The 17,660-nt window shown below is 63.5% G+C and carries 18 protein-coding genes; 4 read left to right on the top strand and 14 right to left on the bottom strand.

Annotation, left to right across the window (positions count from 1 at the left end; genetic code table 11):
- Nucleotides 1-4: 4 nt before the first annotated feature.
- Together IEW63_RS01335 and rpoE are read right to left on the bottom strand one after the other, a co-directional pair.
- Entirely contained in the window at nucleotides 5-616 is a 612-nt protein-coding gene (locus IEW63_RS01335; RefSeq protein WP_188634798.1) for a sigma-E factor negative regulatory protein, read from the bottom strand.
- 50 nt (nucleotides 617-666) lie between these two features.
- Nucleotides 667-1,242, bottom strand: a complete 576-nt coding sequence (gene rpoE / locus IEW63_RS01330; protein WP_188634797.1) for an RNA polymerase sigma factor RpoE — start codon at nucleotides 1,240-1,242, stop codon at nucleotides 667-669.
- Between the two features lie 256 nt (nucleotides 1,243-1,498).
- Between rpoE and nadB the strand changes: the two genes are divergently transcribed.
- Entirely contained in the window at nucleotides 1,499-3,112 is a 1,614-nt protein-coding gene (gene nadB, locus IEW63_RS01325; protein WP_188634796.1) for an L-aspartate oxidase, read from the top strand.
- Here the strand turns inward: nadB and IEW63_RS01320 are convergent.
- Both IEW63_RS01320 and IEW63_RS01315 read right to left on the bottom strand, forming a co-directional pair.
- Nucleotides 3,081-3,533: a hypothetical protein gene (locus IEW63_RS01320; protein ID WP_188634795.1), complete on the bottom strand. Its 453-nt coding sequence runs from the start codon at nucleotides 3,531-3,533 to the stop codon at nucleotides 3,081-3,083. The genes nadB and IEW63_RS01320 overlap by 32 nt on opposite strands.
- Nucleotides 3,517-3,771: an FAD assembly factor SdhE gene (locus IEW63_RS01315; RefSeq protein ID WP_188634794.1), complete on the bottom strand. Its 255-nt coding sequence runs from the start codon at nucleotides 3,769-3,771 to the stop codon at nucleotides 3,517-3,519. Before IEW63_RS01315 ends, IEW63_RS01320 begins: the two co-directional genes overlap by 17 nt.
- Before the next feature lie 193 nt (nucleotides 3,772-3,964).
- Here IEW63_RS01315 and ygfZ point away from each other — a divergent pair, with 193 nt between their 5' ends.
- The 3 genes from ygfZ to IEW63_RS01300 are packed head-to-tail and all read left to right on the top strand — an operon-like array spanning nucleotide 3,965 to nucleotide 6,801.
- Nucleotides 3,965-4,876, top strand: coding sequence for a CAF17-like 4Fe-4S cluster assembly/insertion protein YgfZ (ygfZ, locus tag IEW63_RS01310; protein ID WP_188635522.1), 912 nt, complete (start codon nucleotides 3,965-3,967; stop codon nucleotides 4,874-4,876).
- A 15-nt stretch (nucleotides 4,877-4,891) separates the two neighbouring features.
- Nucleotides 4,892-5,725, top strand: coding sequence for an HDOD domain-containing protein (locus IEW63_RS01305; RefSeq protein ID WP_188634793.1), 834 nt, complete (start codon nucleotides 4,892-4,894; stop codon nucleotides 5,723-5,725).
- A gap of 8 nt (nucleotides 5,726-5,733) precedes the next feature.
- Nucleotides 5,734-6,801 carry an NAD(P)H-dependent flavin oxidoreductase gene (locus tag IEW63_RS01300; RefSeq protein ID WP_188634792.1) on the top strand — a complete coding sequence of 356 codons (1,068 nt, stop codon included), beginning with the start codon at nucleotides 5,734-5,736 and terminating at the stop codon, nucleotides 6,799-6,801.
- 19 nt (nucleotides 6,802-6,820) lie between these two features.
- On the opposite strand, the gene ung is transcribed toward IEW63_RS01300, so the two are convergent.
- The 10 genes from ung to IEW63_RS01250 form a co-directional block, all read right to left on the bottom strand.
- A complete protein-coding gene (gene ung / locus IEW63_RS01295) occupies nucleotides 6,821-7,492 on the bottom strand; it encodes a uracil-DNA glycosylase (RefSeq protein WP_229710262.1) in 672 nt (223 codons plus the stop codon).
- Between the two features lie 11 nt (nucleotides 7,493-7,503).
- Nucleotides 7,504-7,833, bottom strand: a complete 330-nt coding sequence (locus IEW63_RS01290) for a PA3694 family proteiin (protein WP_188634790.1) — start codon at nucleotides 7,831-7,833, stop codon at nucleotides 7,504-7,506.
- Nucleotides 7,834-7,844: 11 nt separating this feature from the next.
- Nucleotides 7,845-9,128 carry a flavohemoglobin expression-modulating QEGLA motif protein gene (locus IEW63_RS01285; RefSeq protein ID WP_188634789.1) on the bottom strand — a complete coding sequence of 428 codons (1,284 nt, stop codon included), beginning with the start codon at nucleotides 9,126-9,128 and terminating at the stop codon, nucleotides 7,845-7,847.
- Between the two features lie 531 nt (nucleotides 9,129-9,659).
- Nucleotides 9,660-11,162, bottom strand: coding sequence for a lysine--tRNA ligase (gene lysS / locus IEW63_RS01280; protein ID WP_188634788.1), 1,503 nt, complete (start codon nucleotides 11,160-11,162; stop codon nucleotides 9,660-9,662).
- Nucleotides 11,163-11,220: 58 nt separating this feature from the next.
- Nucleotides 11,221-12,316, bottom strand: a protein-coding gene (prfB, locus tag IEW63_RS01275) for a peptide chain release factor 2 (RefSeq protein WP_188634787.1) whose coding sequence is annotated in 2 segments (ribosomal slippage) — nucleotides 11,221-12,243 and nucleotides 12,245-12,316 — 1,095 coding nt in all. Because the reading frame shifts where the segments join, the coding sequence is not laid out codon by codon here.
- A 66-nt stretch (nucleotides 12,317-12,382) separates the two neighbouring features.
- On the bottom strand, nucleotides 12,383-14,101 hold the full coding sequence (gene recJ / locus IEW63_RS01270; protein WP_188634786.1) for a single-stranded-DNA-specific exonuclease RecJ: 1,719 nt from the start codon (nucleotides 14,099-14,101) through the stop codon (nucleotides 12,383-12,385).
- A gap of 6 nt (nucleotides 14,102-14,107) precedes the next feature.
- Nucleotides 14,108-14,647 (bottom strand): YaeQ family protein, encoded by a 540-nt coding sequence (locus IEW63_RS01265; protein ID WP_188634785.1) that lies wholly within the window; start codon nucleotides 14,645-14,647, stop codon nucleotides 14,108-14,110.
- A 70-nt stretch (nucleotides 14,648-14,717) separates the two neighbouring features.
- Complete coding sequence (locus IEW63_RS01260) at nucleotides 14,718-15,206, bottom strand: MgtC/SapB family protein (RefSeq protein WP_188634784.1); 489 nt, start codon at nucleotides 15,204-15,206, stop codon at nucleotides 14,718-14,720.
- Complete coding sequence (gene mdoH / locus IEW63_RS01255; protein WP_188634783.1) at nucleotides 15,166-17,388, bottom strand: glucans biosynthesis glucosyltransferase MdoH; 2,223 nt, start codon at nucleotides 17,386-17,388, stop codon at nucleotides 15,166-15,168. The genes IEW63_RS01260 and mdoH overlap by 41 nt, the downstream gene beginning before the upstream one ends.
- Complete coding sequence (locus IEW63_RS01250; RefSeq protein WP_188634782.1) at nucleotides 17,388-17,657, bottom strand: hypothetical protein; 270 nt, start codon at nucleotides 17,655-17,657, stop codon at nucleotides 17,388-17,390. Before IEW63_RS01250 ends, mdoH begins: the two co-directional genes overlap by 1 nt.
- Between the last annotated feature and the right edge of the window lie 3 nt (nucleotides 17,658-17,660).

The following is a 17,660-nucleotide window of genomic DNA, read 5'->3' as shown; positions in this document are numbered from 1 at the left end:
GGCACTAGTTGTTTTCCAGGCTCGCTGCTCGGGCATATGGCACCGGCTGCGGTGCGGTCTGAACATTGTTTTCAGCGTGGCGGCGCAGGTAACTCTGAATTCGCTGCTCCTGCCAGGCGGACGGTTCCTGGGCCGCCTGAGCAGGCTGCTGCTGATCGGCATGGGAAGAGAAGCCCGCCAGCACCGCGCCTGCACCCACCGGGGTGGCCGGAACGGCCGCGACACCGGTTGCCGGAACACTGCGCTCCACGGCCGCCATGGTGTTTTCCGTTGCCGGATCATGGTTGACCATGCGAACACCGACCAGCACCGCCACTGTGACGGACGCAGCCACGGCCACACGGCCCAGGTGCGTTTTCCAGCGCGGAGAGCGGGAAGCCGGCCCGGTATTCAGAGCGGGCTCATCCTTTAGAGCTGCTGCGATTCCTGCCGACAGGTCCATTCCGGTATGCCAGGGCTCCTTGTGCATGACAGACCGTGCCAGCTGGAATCGCTCCCAACTGAGACGGATGTCCGGATCCTGTTCGCCGGCACGGAGGACGCGGCGCACTTCCAGTTGTTCTGCCTCGTCGTCCATGAGCGCGGAGAGAGTCTCCCGCAAGGATTCGTTCGTCATTGCTTTACCTCTGTCAAAAAGGCCCCGAAGGGCATCACGGATTCCCGGAATCACGCTTCGAGCAGCGGCTTCAGGGCTTTATCGATGGCTTCCCGTGCTCTGAATATCCTTGACCGCACAGTTCCCACCGGACATTCCATTACGCTGGCTATGTCCTCATAGCTGAGACCTTCAAACTCGCGCAAAGTTAACGCCATGCGCAGGTCTCCCGGTAATAATTGCAGGGTTCGATTCACCACCTGCTCGATCTCGTCTCGCAGCAGATCCCGCTCCGGAGAATGGATATCCTTGAGCGCGCTGTCGCCGTCGTAGTATTCGGCGTCTTCTGCTGCTATGTCCGAGTCGGGTGGGCGTCGCCCCCTGGCAACCAGATAGTTCTTTGCAGTATTGATAGCGATTCGATACAACCAGGTATAAAAAGCGCTGTCCCCTCTGAAATTCGCCAGGGCACGATAGGCCTTGATGAACGCTTCCTGTGCCACATCCTGCGCTTCATGCGAATCGTGCACGAAGCGAGTGACCAGGGCGAGGATCTTATGCTGATATTTGAGTACCAGCAGATCGAAAGCTCGCTTATCTCCCTGTTGCACCCTTTCGACCAACTGCTGGTCAGTCTGTTCCGTCATGTCGCGATACCACCGCTTTGACTCGACGGATTCAATCTATGGCGATGGACCCGCGAAATAACCAAAAGTTCTCCCCTCACTCAGGTTCTGCTCTAAGAGGCTGTAGCGCGCTAAAAGTTCCGCAACAGGTGAAATCCGATGATATTCAGCAATCTGCCGTATCGCAATCCCGAGCGCGGCAATGCTACTGTGACCTACCGTGCTTCTATATACTAAGGCCTGCAAGCACGCCCAGGACCACCCCGAAGAGTATCCAATGGCCGGACAACAGAAACATGACGTACTGGTAATCGGCAGCGGCGCAGCCGGCCTGACCCTCGCCCTCCATCTTGCCGACCATCTGCGGGTGATGGTGCTCAGCAAGGGAAAGCTGTCGGAAGGCTCGACCTTCTGGGCCCAGGGCGGCGTGGCCGCGGTGCTGGATGACAGCGACACGGTGGATGCCCATGTAGAGGATACCCTGATTGCCGGTGCCGGGCTCTGTCACGAGGACGCCGTTCGGCAGATTGTCGGCGACAGCCGCGCTGCGATCAACTGGCTGGTCGATCAGGGGGTCCCCTTCACCCGCGAACGCGGGGAAGACGGCAACGAGACCGACGGCTTTCATCTCACCCGTGAGGGTGGGCACAGCCACCGCCGTATCATCCATGCAGCCGATGCCACCGGCGCCGCCATATTCAATACGCTGCTGAAGCGCGCCCACGGCCACCCCAATATCACCCTGCTGGAGGACCGCGTGGCGGTTGATCTGATCACCACGGCCAAGCTGGGCCTGCCCGGCAACCGCTGCCTGGGCGCGTACATTCTCGACCGCAACAGCGGCCATGTGGAAACCCACAGCGCCCGGTTCACGGTGCTCGCCACCGGCGGTGTGAGCAAGGTGTACCTGTATACCAGCAACCCGGACGGCGCCTCCGGTGATGGCATCGCCATGGCCTGGCGCGCGGGCTGCCGGGTGGCCAACATGGAGTTCAACCAGTTTCACCCCACCTGTCTGTATCACCCCAAGGCCAAGAGTTTCCTTGTCACCGAGGCGCTGCGGGGCGAAGGCGCCTTGCTGCGGCTGCCCGATGGCAGCCGCTTCATGCCCCGGTTCGACGAGCGGGCCGAGCTGGCGCCGCGGGATATCGTGGCCCGAGCCATCGACCACGAGATGAAGCGGCTTGGTCTGGACTGTGTCTACCTGGATATCAGCCATAAACCGGCGTCCTTCATCCGTGAGCACTTTCCCACGGTGCATGAACGCTGCCTGAGCTTTGGTATCGATATCACCCGTGAACCCATCCCCGTGGTACCGGCCGCCCATTACACCTGCGGTGGGGTGATGGTGGACAGCAACGGACTGACGGATGTCGATCACCTCTATGCGATCGGCGAGACCAGTTTCACCGGACTGCACGGCGCCAACCGGATGGCCAGCAACTCGCTGCTGGAATGCATCGTCTACGGCCGCGCGGCCAGCCGGGACATCCTCGCACGACTGGCCGACAGCGACCTGCCGGTCGAACTCCCGCACTGGGATGAAAGCCAGGTCACCGATTCCGACGAGGATGTGATCATCTCCCACAACTGGGAAGAGCTGCGACGCTTCATGTGGGACTACGTAGGAATAGTGCGGACCACCAAGCGACTGCAACGGGCCAAGCACCGCGTCGACATGCTCCGTGCAGAGATTCACGAGTTCTACAGCAACTACCGGGTGTCGCGGGACCTTCTTGAGCTGCGCAACCTGGCGCTGGTGGCGGACCTGATCATCCGCTCGGCGATGCTGCGGAAGGAAAGCCGGGGACTGCACTACACGCTGGACTATCCACACCTGCTCGAAGAGGCGCGGGATACTATTCTGCAGCCGCCCAGCGCTGGCGACTGAAGCGCAGCCGCAGACGCAACCGGCGCAGGGAGTCCTCGGTGGCCGCGTCCGCCGGCAGGATCACCGACACCGGCAGCCAGCGCCCCGGCTGGCGCAGCCGTACGACAGTGAGCAATGCGCTGACATAGGTGTCGCCCAGCAGACTGGCACCCTTCTCCGAACCATCTCGGCGAAGCACATGCCAGCCTTCGCTGTCGAAACGCAGCCCGGTGACCGAATCGGCGTGACGCAGGCTGACCTGACGCGGCCAGATCCACAGGCAGTGCATGGCCAGCAGCAGCATGCACAGCAGCGTCGGCCAGGCCGACAGCGCACTGTGGATCAGCGCCGCGCAGCCGAGCACCGTTGTCAGGATCACCAGTGCGCCCAGCCAGCGGGACGGCTGGCGCTGCAGCAGCAGGGTGTCAGTTGGGTTGTACACGGTCCAGAATCATCCTCACTATGCGCCGCAGATCCGGGTCCTCCGGCTCGCCGCGCTGCATGAACCAGCCGAACATATCCTGATCTTCACATTCCAGCAGGCGACGGTAACGCGCCTTGTCTTCTTCATCCAGCGATGGATAGGCTTCTTCAAGGAAGGGCACCAGCAATACGTCCAGTTCGAGCATGCCCCTGCGGCTATGCCAGTACAACCGCTTCCTGTCCACTTCTGCCGACATTCGCCGTCTCCATAAAAGATTGATGATTGCCGCTAGTATAACCCTTCGCCAGGCATCCCGGCACTGACAAGCGGCAGTCGCCCCCCTATCATGTAGCCATCGAATCTGTTCAACCCCTTTCCCGGAGCTGTCAGTGACCATTCAAGCATCAAACGATCTTTCTGCCCTGTTTCCCCCAGAGTCGACCGGTCCGCTGCCCGCCACTGCCTTGGCCATCATCGAGGACGAGGGCATCCTGTCCGTTACCGGAACCGACGCGACCCGTTTTCTGCAGGGTCAGCTCAGCTGTGATGTCGCCACCCTGGCGGCCGGCGGCAGCACTCTCGGCGCCCGCTGCAACCCCAAGGGCCGGATGCAGTCCAGTTTCCGGCTGTACAAGCGCAGCGAGGAGGAGTACCTGCTGGCCATCCACCACGAGGTGATGGAGGCCCAGCAACAGGATCTGGCCAAATATGCCGCCTTCTTCAAGGTCACCCTTGCGGATGTCTCCGCGCAATGGACGCGCCTGGCACTGTGGGGCGACAGTACCGACGCGCTGGACGTCGCTGAAAGCGTCGGCGCCATCATCCTCCCCGTGGCCGAGCAGACCTGCGAACTCTGGCTGCCGGCCGGGCTGGCAGGCGATGCCGTCAGCCGTCTGGCCGAGCACGTCGCGCCTGTGGCGGCCAGCGCCTGGCGCCTGCAGCTGATCCGGCTTGGTATCGGCCAGGTACAGGGCCCCACCCGCGAGAGCTTCATCCCGCAGATGCTCAATCTTCAGCATCTGGGGGCCGTCAGCTTCAGCAAGGGGTGTTACACCGGCCAGGAAATCGTCGCGCGCATGCAGTATCTGGGTAAACTCAAGCGACGCATGTTTCGTCTGCTGGGGGACGGGCAGCAGCTGCCCGCCCCCGGCACGGTCATCATCGACCGCATCCGCAACCAGGCGGTGGGCGAGGTAGTCATCGCCGCCCGCGCCGACGAGGGCATGGAACTGCTTGCGGTACTGCAGACTGACGCGGCAGAATTGCCGACACTGGGCATCAGCGATGCCAACGAGACATCATTGCAACTCGCCACCCTGCCCTACGACTCGCTAATGGCTGCCCAGGCCGCCGAAAATTGATCAAGGAAGCATCACATGACAGATCTGGCCCAGCGTATCCAGGATGAATTGATACAGGCGCTCGAGCGCGACCAGCTGATCCTGCCGACCCTGCCCGAGGTGGCTCTGCGCATCCGGGAGGCCGCCGAGAATCCCGATATCGGCATCAACGAACTGGCGCGGGAGATCAGTAATGACACCGCGCTGAGCGCAAGGCTGATCAAGGTGGTCAACAGCCCGCTGCTGCGCTCCCGTCAGGAAATCACCGATCTGAACATGGCAGTGAACCGCCTCGGGGTGGTCTATACCGCCAACCTGGCTACCGGTCTGGCCATGGCCCAGCTGTTCCAGGCCACCACCGATATCATTGACCGACGCATGCGCGAGGTCTGGGCACGCAGCACCGAAGTGGCCGGTATCAGCCATGTGCTGTGCCGTCATTACACCGATCTGAAGTCCGACCAGGCCATGCTTGCCGGCCTGGTGCACCTCATCGGCGTGTTGCCGATCCTCAGCTACGCTGAGGAAAACAGCCAGCTGCTGGAAGACGCCACCGCCCTGGACCTCATCATCGAGCGGATTCATCCGGTGATCGGCGACCGGATTCTCGAGGCCTGGGACTTTCCGCAGCCCCTGCGCCACGTACCCAGTCAGCACATCGACTTCAACCGCAACCCCGACCGCGTCGACTATGCCGACATTGTCCAGGTGGCCATGCTCCAGAGCGTGGCCGGTACCGAACACCCCCACGCCATGCTCGACTGGACGCAGATCTCCTCCTTCGCCCGGCTGGGTCTCAACCCCGCCAGCGATGAAGAGGAAGAGGATCTGTCCGCCGAGATGGAAGCGGCCATGCAGTTACTGAACTAGGAGGCCCCATGGTCACCGACCTGCTCGAACGTCTTGGCGTAACCCTGCCGATCATTCAGGCACCGATGGCGGGCGTAGCCACGCCGGAGCTGGCTGCCGCGGTGTCCAACGCCGGCGGCCTCGGCTCCCTCGGCGTGGGACCCAGCAGTACGGAGCAGGCCCGCAGCATGATCGAGCAGACCCGTGCGCTGACCACCGGCCCCATCAACGTCAATCTGTTCTGCCATGCGCCGGCCACACCGGAGCCTGCCCGGGAAGCGGCCTGGTTGAGCCATCTGCGTCCACTGTTCGATGAACTCGGCGCAGCCGTGCCCGGCGCGCTGAAGGTCGGCTATCCGAGCTTTGTCGAGAACGAGGCGATGCTGCAGATGCTGCTGGAACTGCGCCCGGAGGTGGTCAGCTTCCATTTCGGCCTGCCCCGGCAGGAATGGATCGCAGCGCTGCAACAGGCCGGCATCTGCCTGCTGGCTACAGCCACCAGCCCCCGGGAGGCCCAGCAGATCGAACAGGCCGGACTCGACGGGATAGTCGCCCAGGGCATCGAAGCAGGCGGCCATCGGGGCATGTTCGATCCCGACGACGAGGATGAGCAGTGGAGCACTGCGGTGCTGGTACGCCATCTGGTGAAGCACGGCAGCCTGCCGGTGATCGCCGCCGGCGGCATCATGGATGGGCAGGGTATTCGCGCCATGCTGGATCTGGGCGCGGCCGCTGCTCAGCTGGGCACGGCCTTCATTCTCTGCCCGGAGGCTTCAGCCAATGCCGGCTATCGTCAGACGCTGAAGAGCGAGCGGGCCGCACAGACGCGACTGACGGCTGGCATCTCAGGCCGACCGGCACGGGGCATGGTCAACCGCTTGATCAGCCACGTGGAGGCGGCCGGCGCGCCGCTGCATGCCGGCTACCCGGCGACCTACGACGCCGCCAAGCAGCTGAATGCAGCGGCCAGCGCCCAAGGCAACCATGAGTTTGCAGCACACTGGGCGGGCATGGGTGCGCCGCTTGCCCGAGAGCTGCCGGCAGCCGAGCTGATCGCCGAACTGATTAGGGAGCTGGGGACGGGCAGCGCGGGCTGAATCGGTGACAGCCGGCAGCTCAGGACAGCTGCCAGTTGATCGGCTCGCGACCGTTTTCCATCAGATAGGCATTGGCTGCGGAAAAATGCCCGCAACCGATGAAACCACGGTGCGCCGAGAGCGGTGAGGGATGCACGCTCTTGAGTACACAATGGCGGGACGTATCGATGTGCTGCCCCTTCTTCTGCGCATAGCTGCCCCAGAGCATGAACACCAGATGCTCGCATTCACTGTTCAGAATTTCGATGATCCGCGAGGTGAAGCGCTCCCAGCCCCGGTTGGCGTGGGCGCCGGCCTGGCCCTGGGTCACGGTCAGCACCGCGTTCAGCAGCAGCACACCCTGCTCGGCCCAGCTCTGCAGGCAGCCGTGGCTCGGAATCGGATAGCCGAGATCCCGGTGGATCTCCTTGTAGATGTTCTGCAGCGACGGCGGAGGGCGGACTCCGGGCTGCACCGAAAAGCACAACCCATGGGCCTGGCCTGGCCCGTGGTAGGGATCCTGGCCGATGATGACCACCTTCACCTTGCTCAGCGGCGTGCTGTTCAGGGCATTGAAGATCAGCGGACCGGGCGGGAAGATCACCTTGCCGGCGGCCTTTTCCTCAAGCAGGAACGCCCGCAGCTGTTGCATGTAGGGCTGATCGAACTCGTCGCCGAGCGCCTGCTTCCAGTCCTCGGCCAATTGCACCACGCGCCCGCTCATCAGCGAACAGCGGGTACGGATTGAGCGTTGCAGCGCACCACCCGCTGGCGACTGTCGACCAGCAGACCGGACAGCCCCTGGTGACGGCTGTCGTGCAGGATCATCACCCCGTCCACGCATTCGGCCACGTGGTCCGCCGCCCGCGCCTGGAGCTGGCCCTCTTCGGCGGAGCCGATGGTCACCAGACTGAACTCGGCAACCAGCAACCCTTCCTCTTCCCGGGCGAAGTTCAGGTACCCGTAGAAGTGCAACAGGCCCATGGTCAGGAACAGGGTCCCCAGGGCGGTCAGGATATACGGCAGCTTGTTGACTTCCTGTTTCTCACTCACAGCAGGACTCCTCAGAGAATGTTGGCATAATCCGCCTCGATGCGATCAAGGCTTAGGTTGGTAAGAAACCCGGAAAAGCACATCCAGGCGCTCAATGCGTTGAGGTCGGCAAAGGGCTCGGGCAGATAGCGCGGCGGCACTACCAGCCCCTCTTCCACCAGCTGACCCAGGGTGCGCATGTCCTCCAGGGTAGTCTTGCCGCAGAACAGCAGCGGGATCTGCTGCAGCTTGCCCTGGCGCACCGCCAGCTGAATATAGTTGTAGGTCAGGATGAAGCCCTTCAGATAGGCCAGATCCTTGGTGAAGGGCAAGCCATCGCTGCTGGAGCCACGGAATACCCGGCTGGCATTGTTGTAACTTTCCTCCTCGCTGTAGCCCTCGCCCCGGTAGAACCCGAACACGTCGAGGAAATTCGCTCCGGACTCCGCCAGCTGAATGGCCCGGGTACGATTGGTCAATTTGCGCAGGCGCGATGGGTAGGAGGCAAAGGTGACCACCTCCATCAGGATCGCCAGGCCTTCCTGGGTCACGGTGGAAGACGGCGGTCCCTTGGCAAGGAAGGTGCAGATGGGCTGATGCTGACCGTTGAGACTGGTGGCCACATGCACCGAGCCTTCGTGCACGGCGAGAATCTTCAGATCCCGCTGGTTGAACATGGCGTCGCTGCGGATCTTTATGTAATCAGCGCCGGCGGCAGCGTCCGCAACGATACCGTCGGATTCGAACACCCGCACCGCCTGATCGTCCGGGAAGACCTTGTTCATCTCGCCCTGCAGAATCGCGACCGCCTCGGGCGCGGCAATGGTCTTGGGCTCATGGCCGAGATCATTGCCGATATTGCTCAGGGACTCGCTGAGCATGATGCCCAGGTCGGTGATGGTCGGGTCCCCGGCATGGAAGGCATCGGAAGCAGACCCATACAGCTCCTGGGAGATACGCCCGAACTCGGCGGTGCCCCGCCCTTCGATCATGCGCAGCACCATGCGGTATTCCCGGCACATGCGACGCATGATCTGGCCGACCGGGTTGAAGGTGCCGAGCTGGCGGGTGATATCCCGCTCGATGTCCTGGAAGGTCTGCAGGCGTTCGGCAGGGTCGAAGTTCAGCGGGCGGCGCTTGTAGTAGTCAGGACCGATATCAGGCAGTTTGCTGCAGCCATCCTTGAAGAACTGATCGCGAATACTATCGTCCCACTTGATCGCGTCCAGCACGCGGATGGGCGCCTGGGCCTCGACGATGCGGTCGGACAGGCTGCGGATGACCAGCTGATACTGCTCGCTCTGTTTTACCGCCATCTTGCGTCCTCTCTTGCTGCCTTGGTGCTCGGTGTTTTTTGATTGTGCAGGGAAACATTGATCGGGCACATCGGTGGGTGGTCGGGTCAGGTACTGCCCATCCCGGACACGCACAAGTACATCCATGTAGCTCGCGGTTGCCGTCCCTGGCAACCGACGGTCCGGGATGGGCAGTACCTGACCCGCTTTCGAGCTTTGGAGTGGATCAATGTTTCCGGATACTCCGCGGCCCGGGCGATAGGCTTCAAATATCAATATGCATCAGCATCACCGTTATACTGATGCCTGCGCCACTACCGCCTTGAATACTGCTGCACACCGAACCATCCGGAAAGCGGATCACTCCACCGTCCGAGCAAGCGGGGTTGGGGGCGGCCTCTGTGGGACCGTCGGTTGCCATGGATGGCAACCGCGAGCTTACAGGGACGTACTCGCAGCGTGTCCCACAGAGGCCGCCCCCAATCCCGCCACCCACCAACCCAACCTGATCCGCTTTCCCTGCACGAACGACAACGCCTACAAACTACGGCGTCAAACCTCAGGCCGCATATGCGGAAACAGAATCACATCCCGAATCGAAGGCGAATCAGTCAAGAGCATCACCAGACGATCAATCCCGATGCCTTCGCCGGCAGTCGGCGGCATGCCGTATTCGAGTGCGCGAACGAAGTCGGCGTCAAAGTGCATGGCCTCGTCGTCACCGGCGTCCTTCTCCGCCACCTGGGCATGGAAACGCTCGGCCTGGTCTTCGGCGTCGTTGAGCTCCGAGTAGGCGTTGGCGATCTCGCGGCCGCCGATGAACAGCTCGAAGCGGTCGGTGACGCTCGGGTCCTGGTCGTTGCGGCGCGCCAGCGGGGAAACCTCGAAGGGATACTGGGTGATGAAGGTCGGCTGTTCCAGTTTGTGCTCGACCAGCTCCTCGAAGATCATCACCTGCAGCTTGCCCAGCCCCTCGTGACCCAGCACCTTGGCGCCGGCCTTCTTCGCGATCTCACGGGCACGGTCGATGTCGCGCAGGTCTTCGGCGGTGATCTCCGGGTTGTACTGGAGGATGGAGTCGAATACCGACAGCCGGGCAAAGGGCTCGCCGAAGTGGAATACCTTGTCGCCGTAGGGTACGTCGGTGGTGCCAAGTACCGCCTGGGCCAGCTCGCGGAACAGCTCCTCGGTCAGGTCCATGTTGTCTTCGTAGTCGGCATAGGCCCAGTAGAACTCGAGCATGGTGAACTCGGGGTTGTGCCGGGTGGAGACGCCTTCGTTGCGGAAGTTGCGGTTGATCTCGAACACCTTCTCGAAGCCGCCCACCACCAGCCGCTTGAGATACAGCTCCGGCGCGATGCGCAGGTACATCGGCAGGTCCAGGGCGTTGTGGTGGGTTTCGAAGGGCTTGGCTGCCGCACCGCCGGGGATGGTCTGCAGCATCGGGGTTTCCACTTCGAGGAAGCCACGTTCGCTGAGGAAGCGGCGGATGTGGGAGATCACCTGGGAGCGGACGCGGAAGGTGTCGCGCACCTCCTCATTGACGATCAGGTCAACATAGCGCTGGCGGTAGCGCTGTTCTGTGTCGGTCAGGCCGTGGTGCTTGTCCGGCAGCGGCCGCAGGGACTTGGTCAGCAGGCGCACGCTGGTCATGTGCACGTACAGATCGCCTTTACCCGAGCGGGCCAGGGTGCCTTCGGCGGCGATGATGTCGCCCAGGTCCCAGGTCTTGATCGCTTCGAGAGTTTCCTCCGGCAGGCCCTTGCGGTCCACGTAGACCTGAATCCGACCGCTCATGTCCTGAATCACCATGAAGGCGCCCCGGTTGAGCATGATGCGCCCCGCCACCTTGACCACAATTCCGGCCTCGGCCAGCTCTTCCTTGCTGCTGTCGGCATACTGTTTCTGCAGATCACCGGCCAGGCTGTCGCGGCGGAAATCATTCGGGAACGCCTGCCCCTTCGCACGCTCGGCGGCCAGTTTCTCCTTGCGCAGGGCGATCAGCCGGTTCTCTTCCTCTTGCAGTGCATGCTCGTTCAGCGGTTGTTCGCTCATTTCAGTGTCCTGGGTACTCAAAATACGGGGAATGCGGGGGTCGATGCTGACAGGGCCGTTACAGGCCCTGTTTCAGACTGGCTTCCAGAAAGTGGTTGATGTCGCCGTCAAGTACACCATCGCAGTCGCTGTCTTCGATGCCGGTGCGCAGGTCCTTGATCCGCGACTGGTCGAGGACGTAGGAGCGGATCTGGTGGCCCCAGCCGATGTCGGACTTGCTGTCCTCCTGGGCCTGGGAAGCGGCGGTGCGCTTCTGCATTTCCAGCTCGTACAGCTTGGCCCGCAGCATCTTCATGGCGGTATCGCGGTTGGCGTGCTGGGAACGTTCGTTCTGACAGCTGACCACGGTGTTGGTCGGGATGTGGGTTATCCGTACCGCCGAGTCGGTGGTGTTGACGTGCTGACCACCGGCGCCGGAGGAGCGGTATGTGTCCACACGCAGGTCGGCGGGGTTGATCTCGATCTCGATGTTGTCATCGATCTCGGGCGACACGAACACGGCGGTGAACGATGTATGCCGACGGTTGCCGGAATCGTAGGGGCTCTTGCGCACCAGCCGGTGCACGCCGATCTCAGTGCGCAGCCAGCCATAGGCATAGGGCCCCTTGACGTGGATGGTGGCGCCCTTGACGCCCGCCACTTCACCGGCGGTCAGTTCCATGATGGTGGCTTCGAAGCCGTTATGGTCGGCCCAGCGCAGGTACATGCGCAACAGCATGTTGGCCCAGTCCTGGGCTTCGGTACCGCCGGACCCCGCCTGGATATCCAGGCAGGCATTGTTCTCATCCATCTCGCCACTGAACATGCGGCGGAACTCAAGGGCCTCGAGGCGCTTCTGCAGCTGCGCGAGCTCGGCGGTCACGTCGGCGACGGCGCCTTCGTCATCCTCCTCGACCGCCATCTCCAGCAGTTCGGAGGCATCGTCCAGGCCGGTACTCAGGTCGTCCAGCGTACCGACGATGTCCGCCAGGGATGCGCGCTCGCGGCCCAGATTCTGGGCCCGCTCGGGCTCGTTCCAGACGCTGGGGTCTTCCAGCTCGCGCTCTACCTCGGTCAGTCGATCACGTTTGTGATCGTAGTCAAAGATACCCCCTGATGGTCTCGGAGCGGCCACGCAGGTCTTTGATGGTGTTCAGAATCGGATTGATTTCCATGGTGACAAATCCCGTCAGGAAAAAGGGGCTATTGTAGCGGAAAACCCACGGCCCGTGCAGGCCGCATCAGCACGCCTGCAGATGTCTCACCATCAGCTGCAGGCTCTGACGGCCGCGGTATTCGTTCACATCCAGACTGTAGACCAGCCGCACCTGGCGAATACTCGGGTCGGGCCAGATCTGCGGGTCGATGTTGAAGGCAATGGCATCCAGCAGTTCGGTCGCGCCGTCCGGTTGCAGCACCATCTTCAGGTGGCGCTCACCGACCAGCCGCTGCTGAATCAGGTTGAAATGGCCATGGAAACCGGGCTCGGGAAAGTGCTGCCCCCAGGGTCCGGCGTCGCGCAGCGCCATGGCCAGCTGCAGGTTGAATTCTTCGGGCGTCAGCTCGCCGTCGCAAAGCAGGCGTCCGGTCAGATCTTCCGCGCAGAGCTGGCGCCGCACCTCCCGGTCGAACGCCTCGCGGAAGGCCTCGAAGTGTTCCGCCGGCATGGACAGGCCCGCAGCCATGGCGTGGCCGCCGAATTTGCTGATCAGCCCCGGATTGGCCGCTGCCACGCTGTCCAGTGCATCGCGGATATGCAGACCGCTCACCGAGCGTGCCGAGCCCTTGATCTGGCCGTCGCCGGCATCGGCGAAGGCGATCACCGGACGGTGATAGCGCTCCTTCAGGCGTGAAGCGAGAATGCCAATCACTCCCTGGTGCCACTGCGGATCAAACAAACACAGCCCGAAAGGCAGATCGCTGTCCTGGAATCCGGTCTCGTCCAGCATCGTCAGCGCCTGTTGCTGCATGTCCTGTTCGATGCTCTTGCGGTCGCGGTTTAGGCTGTCCAGCTCCCGGGCCATGTCCAGCGCCAGCTGCTCATCGTCGGTGAGCAGGCACTCGATGCCCAGACTCATGTCGTCCAGCCGACCGGCGGCGTTCAGCCGCGGCCCTATGATGAAACCCAGATCCGTGGACGCCAGCCGCTCGGCTGGCCGGCGGGCCACTTCCAGCAACGCGCGGATGCCCGGTCGGCAGCGCCCGGCGCGGATGCGTGCCAGCCCCTGATGCACGAGAATGCGGTTGTTGGCGTCCAGCGGCACCACGTCGGCCACCGTCCCCAGCGCCACCAGATCCAGCAGTTCGCCCAGATTGGGTTCCGGGCGCCGGGCAGTGAACCAACCCATGCCGCGCAGCTCGGCCCGAAGCGCCATGAGCACATAGAAGATGACGCCGACCCCGGCGATCGACTTGCTCGGAAAATCGCAGCCCGGCTGGCTCGGATTGACGATGGCATCGGCCTCGGGGAGCCGTTCACCGGGCAGGTGATGGTCGGTGACCACCACCTTCAGGCCGGCTGCCCGCGCAGCCGCCACGCCGTCGACACTGGAGATGCCGTTATCCACGGTGACCAGTACCTGCGGCTCGCGCTCCAGCGCCACCTCGACAATTTCCGGCGTGAGGCCGTAGCCGTATTCGAAGCGGTTGGGCACCAGATAGTCGACCCGGGCCGCGCCCATCGCCCGCAGCCCCAGCACCGCCACGGCGCTGGCGGTGGCACCGTCGCAGTCAAAGTCGCCGACAATCAGGATGGACTGACGCTGCTCCAGCGCCTCGCGCAGCACCTTCACTGCCTGATCCATACCCTTGAACAGCGAGACCGGCAGCAACGACTTCAGGCTGCGGTCCAGTTCTGCTGCCGAACGCACGCCCCGTGCAGCATAGAGGCGGGTCAGCAGCGGCGGCAGGTCACCGAGATCGGGCAGTTGCTCGGGCAGGACGCGGGACTCGATACGCATGCCGGCTCAGCGCTCCCCCAGCAGCCAGTCGAGAACGAACTCGTGCTGCGTGTCGGCATCGCTGACATAGAGCACGCCATCGCTGATCATCACGCTCCAGTCGAAGTTGCGCGCCAGCTCGCCGGCCAGCGCGTCCAATGGTTCCTGTGGCAGGACCGCAATACTCAGATTGCCTTGCTGCTCCACCGCCGGCAGCACCTTGCCGGGCCACACCCGGTTGCCACCGTAGACCAGCACAGAGCAACGCTCGCCCCGGCGGGAACCGGCGATCATACGGTCGGCATCCGGCTGACCGACGTCGATCCAGTGCTCGATGCGGCCGTCCAGGCTCTTCTGCCACAAAGCAGGCTCGTCTACATCGGACAGGCCGCGGCCGAAGGCCAGCCGCTCGTGATACCACAGGGCGTAGGCCAGTACCCGGGCGGCCAGCCGCTGGCCGGTTTCCGAAGGGTGGCGGGCGACGGTCAGCCGCAGGTCTTCATAGACCCCACGGTCGGTATCGGAGAGATTGAGCTGAATCTTGCAGGGGATGGACTGAAGCGCCATGGCGATCGGAATTTCTCGGAACGGACGGGCCGGCAGTGTACCGTAAATCCGCCCGGGTCGGCCAAGGCGGCTAGTCCTCGTTCTTGTCCATCCGATCAATGAAGTGAGGCAGCACGTTGAGCGTGAACAGCATGACCAGGGTCGCCAGCACCGCAGTGGCTTCCAGGCCGAGCCCGACACAGACGCCCACCGCAGCGGTCATCCACACTCCCGCAGCGGTGGTCAGCCCCTTGACGTCATCCATCCGCTCGCCCTTGATGATGGTGCCCGCACCAAGGAAGCCGATGCCGGCAACGATGCCCTGCACCACCCGGCTCATGGCGTCATCGCCGCCCTCGACCAGTTCCGAGCCCATCACAAACAGCGCCGCACCGGTACACACCAGAATATGGGTGCGGATGCCCGCCGCCTTGCCATGACTTTCACGCTCGAAACCGAGCAGCCCGCCCAGCACGGCTGCTACCAGCAGGCGCAGCGCAACGCGTGTGGCCTGCTCGACATCGGTGAGGTCGGAAAACTCACTGATCAGTGTATAGAGAATGACCTGCCAAACGTCCATTGCTCTGGATCCATGTGGAATTGGCGGACGGTGGCAGTGCCCGCATGACCGCCGGATAGGCTGCCGCCGGACTCTGGGCCGGAGGCGAACGACGGACAATCTGCTGGCCGAGCAGGCGTCCCCAGGGCGAGCGCGGCCGGGCACGCCAGGCCTGACGGTGCAGATAGCGCATGCAGTCAGCATCCTGGGCAAGCAGGCTCAGCTCCGCCTGTGTCAGATTCTGCGGCCCCATCTTCACGCAGCGCTGGCACAGCAATTCCAGGCGCTGGCGGCGCAACCCCTGCCGGCCACCGCGGCCCAGGGCAACCTGCAGCGCGTTGTGTACCGGATGGATAACCGAGTCGCAGAAGTCCGGCTGATGACTGCCTGCGAGCGGGTTGTTCGCCAGATCCTCGAGCAGCTGCGAGCCGCGCCGTTCCTCGGCGGTTAGCAGCCAACCGCGCTGGCGCAGCCACTGGCCGAGCTGCTCCCTGCTCAATACCACCGAAATCGGCGCCGCCAGGATCAACGGTATGGCCACCGGCAGCGACCAGTAGAAGAACATCGGCTTGAGCCACAAGGCGAAGGCCGCCCAACCGAGCCCGAGCAGGGAGCCCGGAGCGTGATGCAGAATCGCGCGCATCCAGCCGGTTTCGCTGGTGCGGTTCTGCCCTGCCCAGCGCAGGGTGATATTGAGCAGCGCCTCGATGACATAGCGGGAATGGGACAGCATGCGGATCGGCGCCAGCAGCGCCGAAATCAGAATTTCCAGCAACACGCTGCCGACCAGCCGCAGCGTGCCGCCAAAGGCCTGCAGGCGCCCGGTCAGCGCCGCATCAGCCAGGCCAAGAAACTTGGGTATGAACAGCAATGACAGGGTCAGTGTGACCAGTGCCACCGCACGCATCGGCTGCCACTGCGGCCACAGCGGATACAGCTGGTGGGGGTCGGGAAAGTAGTTGATCGGCCACAGCACCAGCTGGGTGGTGGCGACGGTGGTGAGCACCAGAAACGCCAGCCACAGCGGTGAAGCAAGGTAAGACATGATGCCATTGAGCAGGGCCATGCGGTGAGCCAGACGCAGCTTGCGGCTGAACAGCAGCAACCAGAGATGCTGCATATTGCCCTTGACCCAGCGCCGGTCGCGGGTGAGTTCGTCGACCAGCGAAGGCGGTGACTCTTCCCAGCTGTCTGCCAGCTCCGGCTCCAGCCAGACTTCATGACCGGCGCGTCCCAGATAGGCGGCCTCGACGAAGTCATGGCTCATGATCGGACCGCGGAACAGGCCCCAGCCCGGTAGCTTGCGCAGGCCGCAATGCGCCATGAAGGGCTCGGTCCGCAGGATCGCATTGTGCCCCCAGAACGCAGCCTCCCCCAGCTGCACCGAGGCGAGCCCGGTTGTAAACAGCGGGCCGTACAGCTGGCTGCAGAACTGCTGAACCCGGGCAAACAGCGACCGGCCATTGAGCAGCCCCGGGCCGGTCTGCAGTATGCCGACGCGGGGGTGGCGCTCCATCAACTGCACCATGCGCACCAGGGTGGTGCCGGCCATCAGGCTGTCGGCATCCAGCACCACCATGTAGCGGTAGTCCGCACCCCAGCGGCGCAGGAAATCCGCTACGTTGCCGCTCTTGTAGTTGAGGTTGACCTGACGCCGGCGGTAGAACAGTCGACCCTGCGCCCCCAGCCGCTCGACCAGCTGCGCCCAGGCCGCCTGCTCCTGAAGCCAGATGTCCGGATCGCGGCTGTCGGAAAGGATGTAGAAGTCGAAGTGCTCGAGCTGACCGGTACGCTCCAAGCTCTGGTACACCGCGCTCAGCCCGCCCAGGCTGCGCTCGATCGGCTCGTGATAGATCGGCATGACGATTGCCGTGCGCGCCAGCGGGGTCGTCGCCAGCTCGGTCTCACTCTGCTGGCGCAGCAGCGAATGCCGATCACCGCCCAGGCGGCGCAGAATGAAGCCGGCCACGGCAATCCAGAAGCCGAAGGAGATCCAGGCAAAAAGTATGGCGAAGAGCACCACCATGGCGATCTCCAGGCCGTTGCCGCCGCGGTAGGGCAATACCGACAGCATGACCCAGCTGGCGGCGGCGGTCTGCCCCGCCACCAGCAGAAGCAGAAGGGTGCGACGCAGCATGGCGGCGAGGCGCCAGCTCGTTCGAGCCTGTCGCCCGCCGGTGGCCCGGGTAGCGGTGCTATCCATCAGTACCTACCGTAACCGATGCTGCTGCGCCGCAGGGGAGGATACGGCGGGCTGATCAGCATCGACCGGCTGCTCAGGTCCGAGGTCAGCATTGCATTGTCGCGCAGACGCCGCAGGGCCGCTTCAACCAGCTCGGACTCCTCGGCGGCGACGGCGTCGGACAGCGCCTGCAGCGCTGCCTGCTCCAGCCGCGGCGTCAGCTCGTGACCGCTCCAGCGCAGCCAGGCGAGCACCCGGCGCAACGCCTGTTCAGAGTGAGTGGCACGCATGAC

This window comes from Halopseudomonas pertucinogena, from assembly GCF_014646575.1.
In the GTDB taxonomy this organism is placed as follows: Bacteria; Pseudomonadota; Gammaproteobacteria; order Pseudomonadales; family Pseudomonadaceae; genus Halopseudomonas; species Halopseudomonas pertucinogena.
The sequence above is the reverse complement of the archived record's forward strand: the minus strand, read 5'-3'. Positions and strand labels throughout refer to the sequence as shown.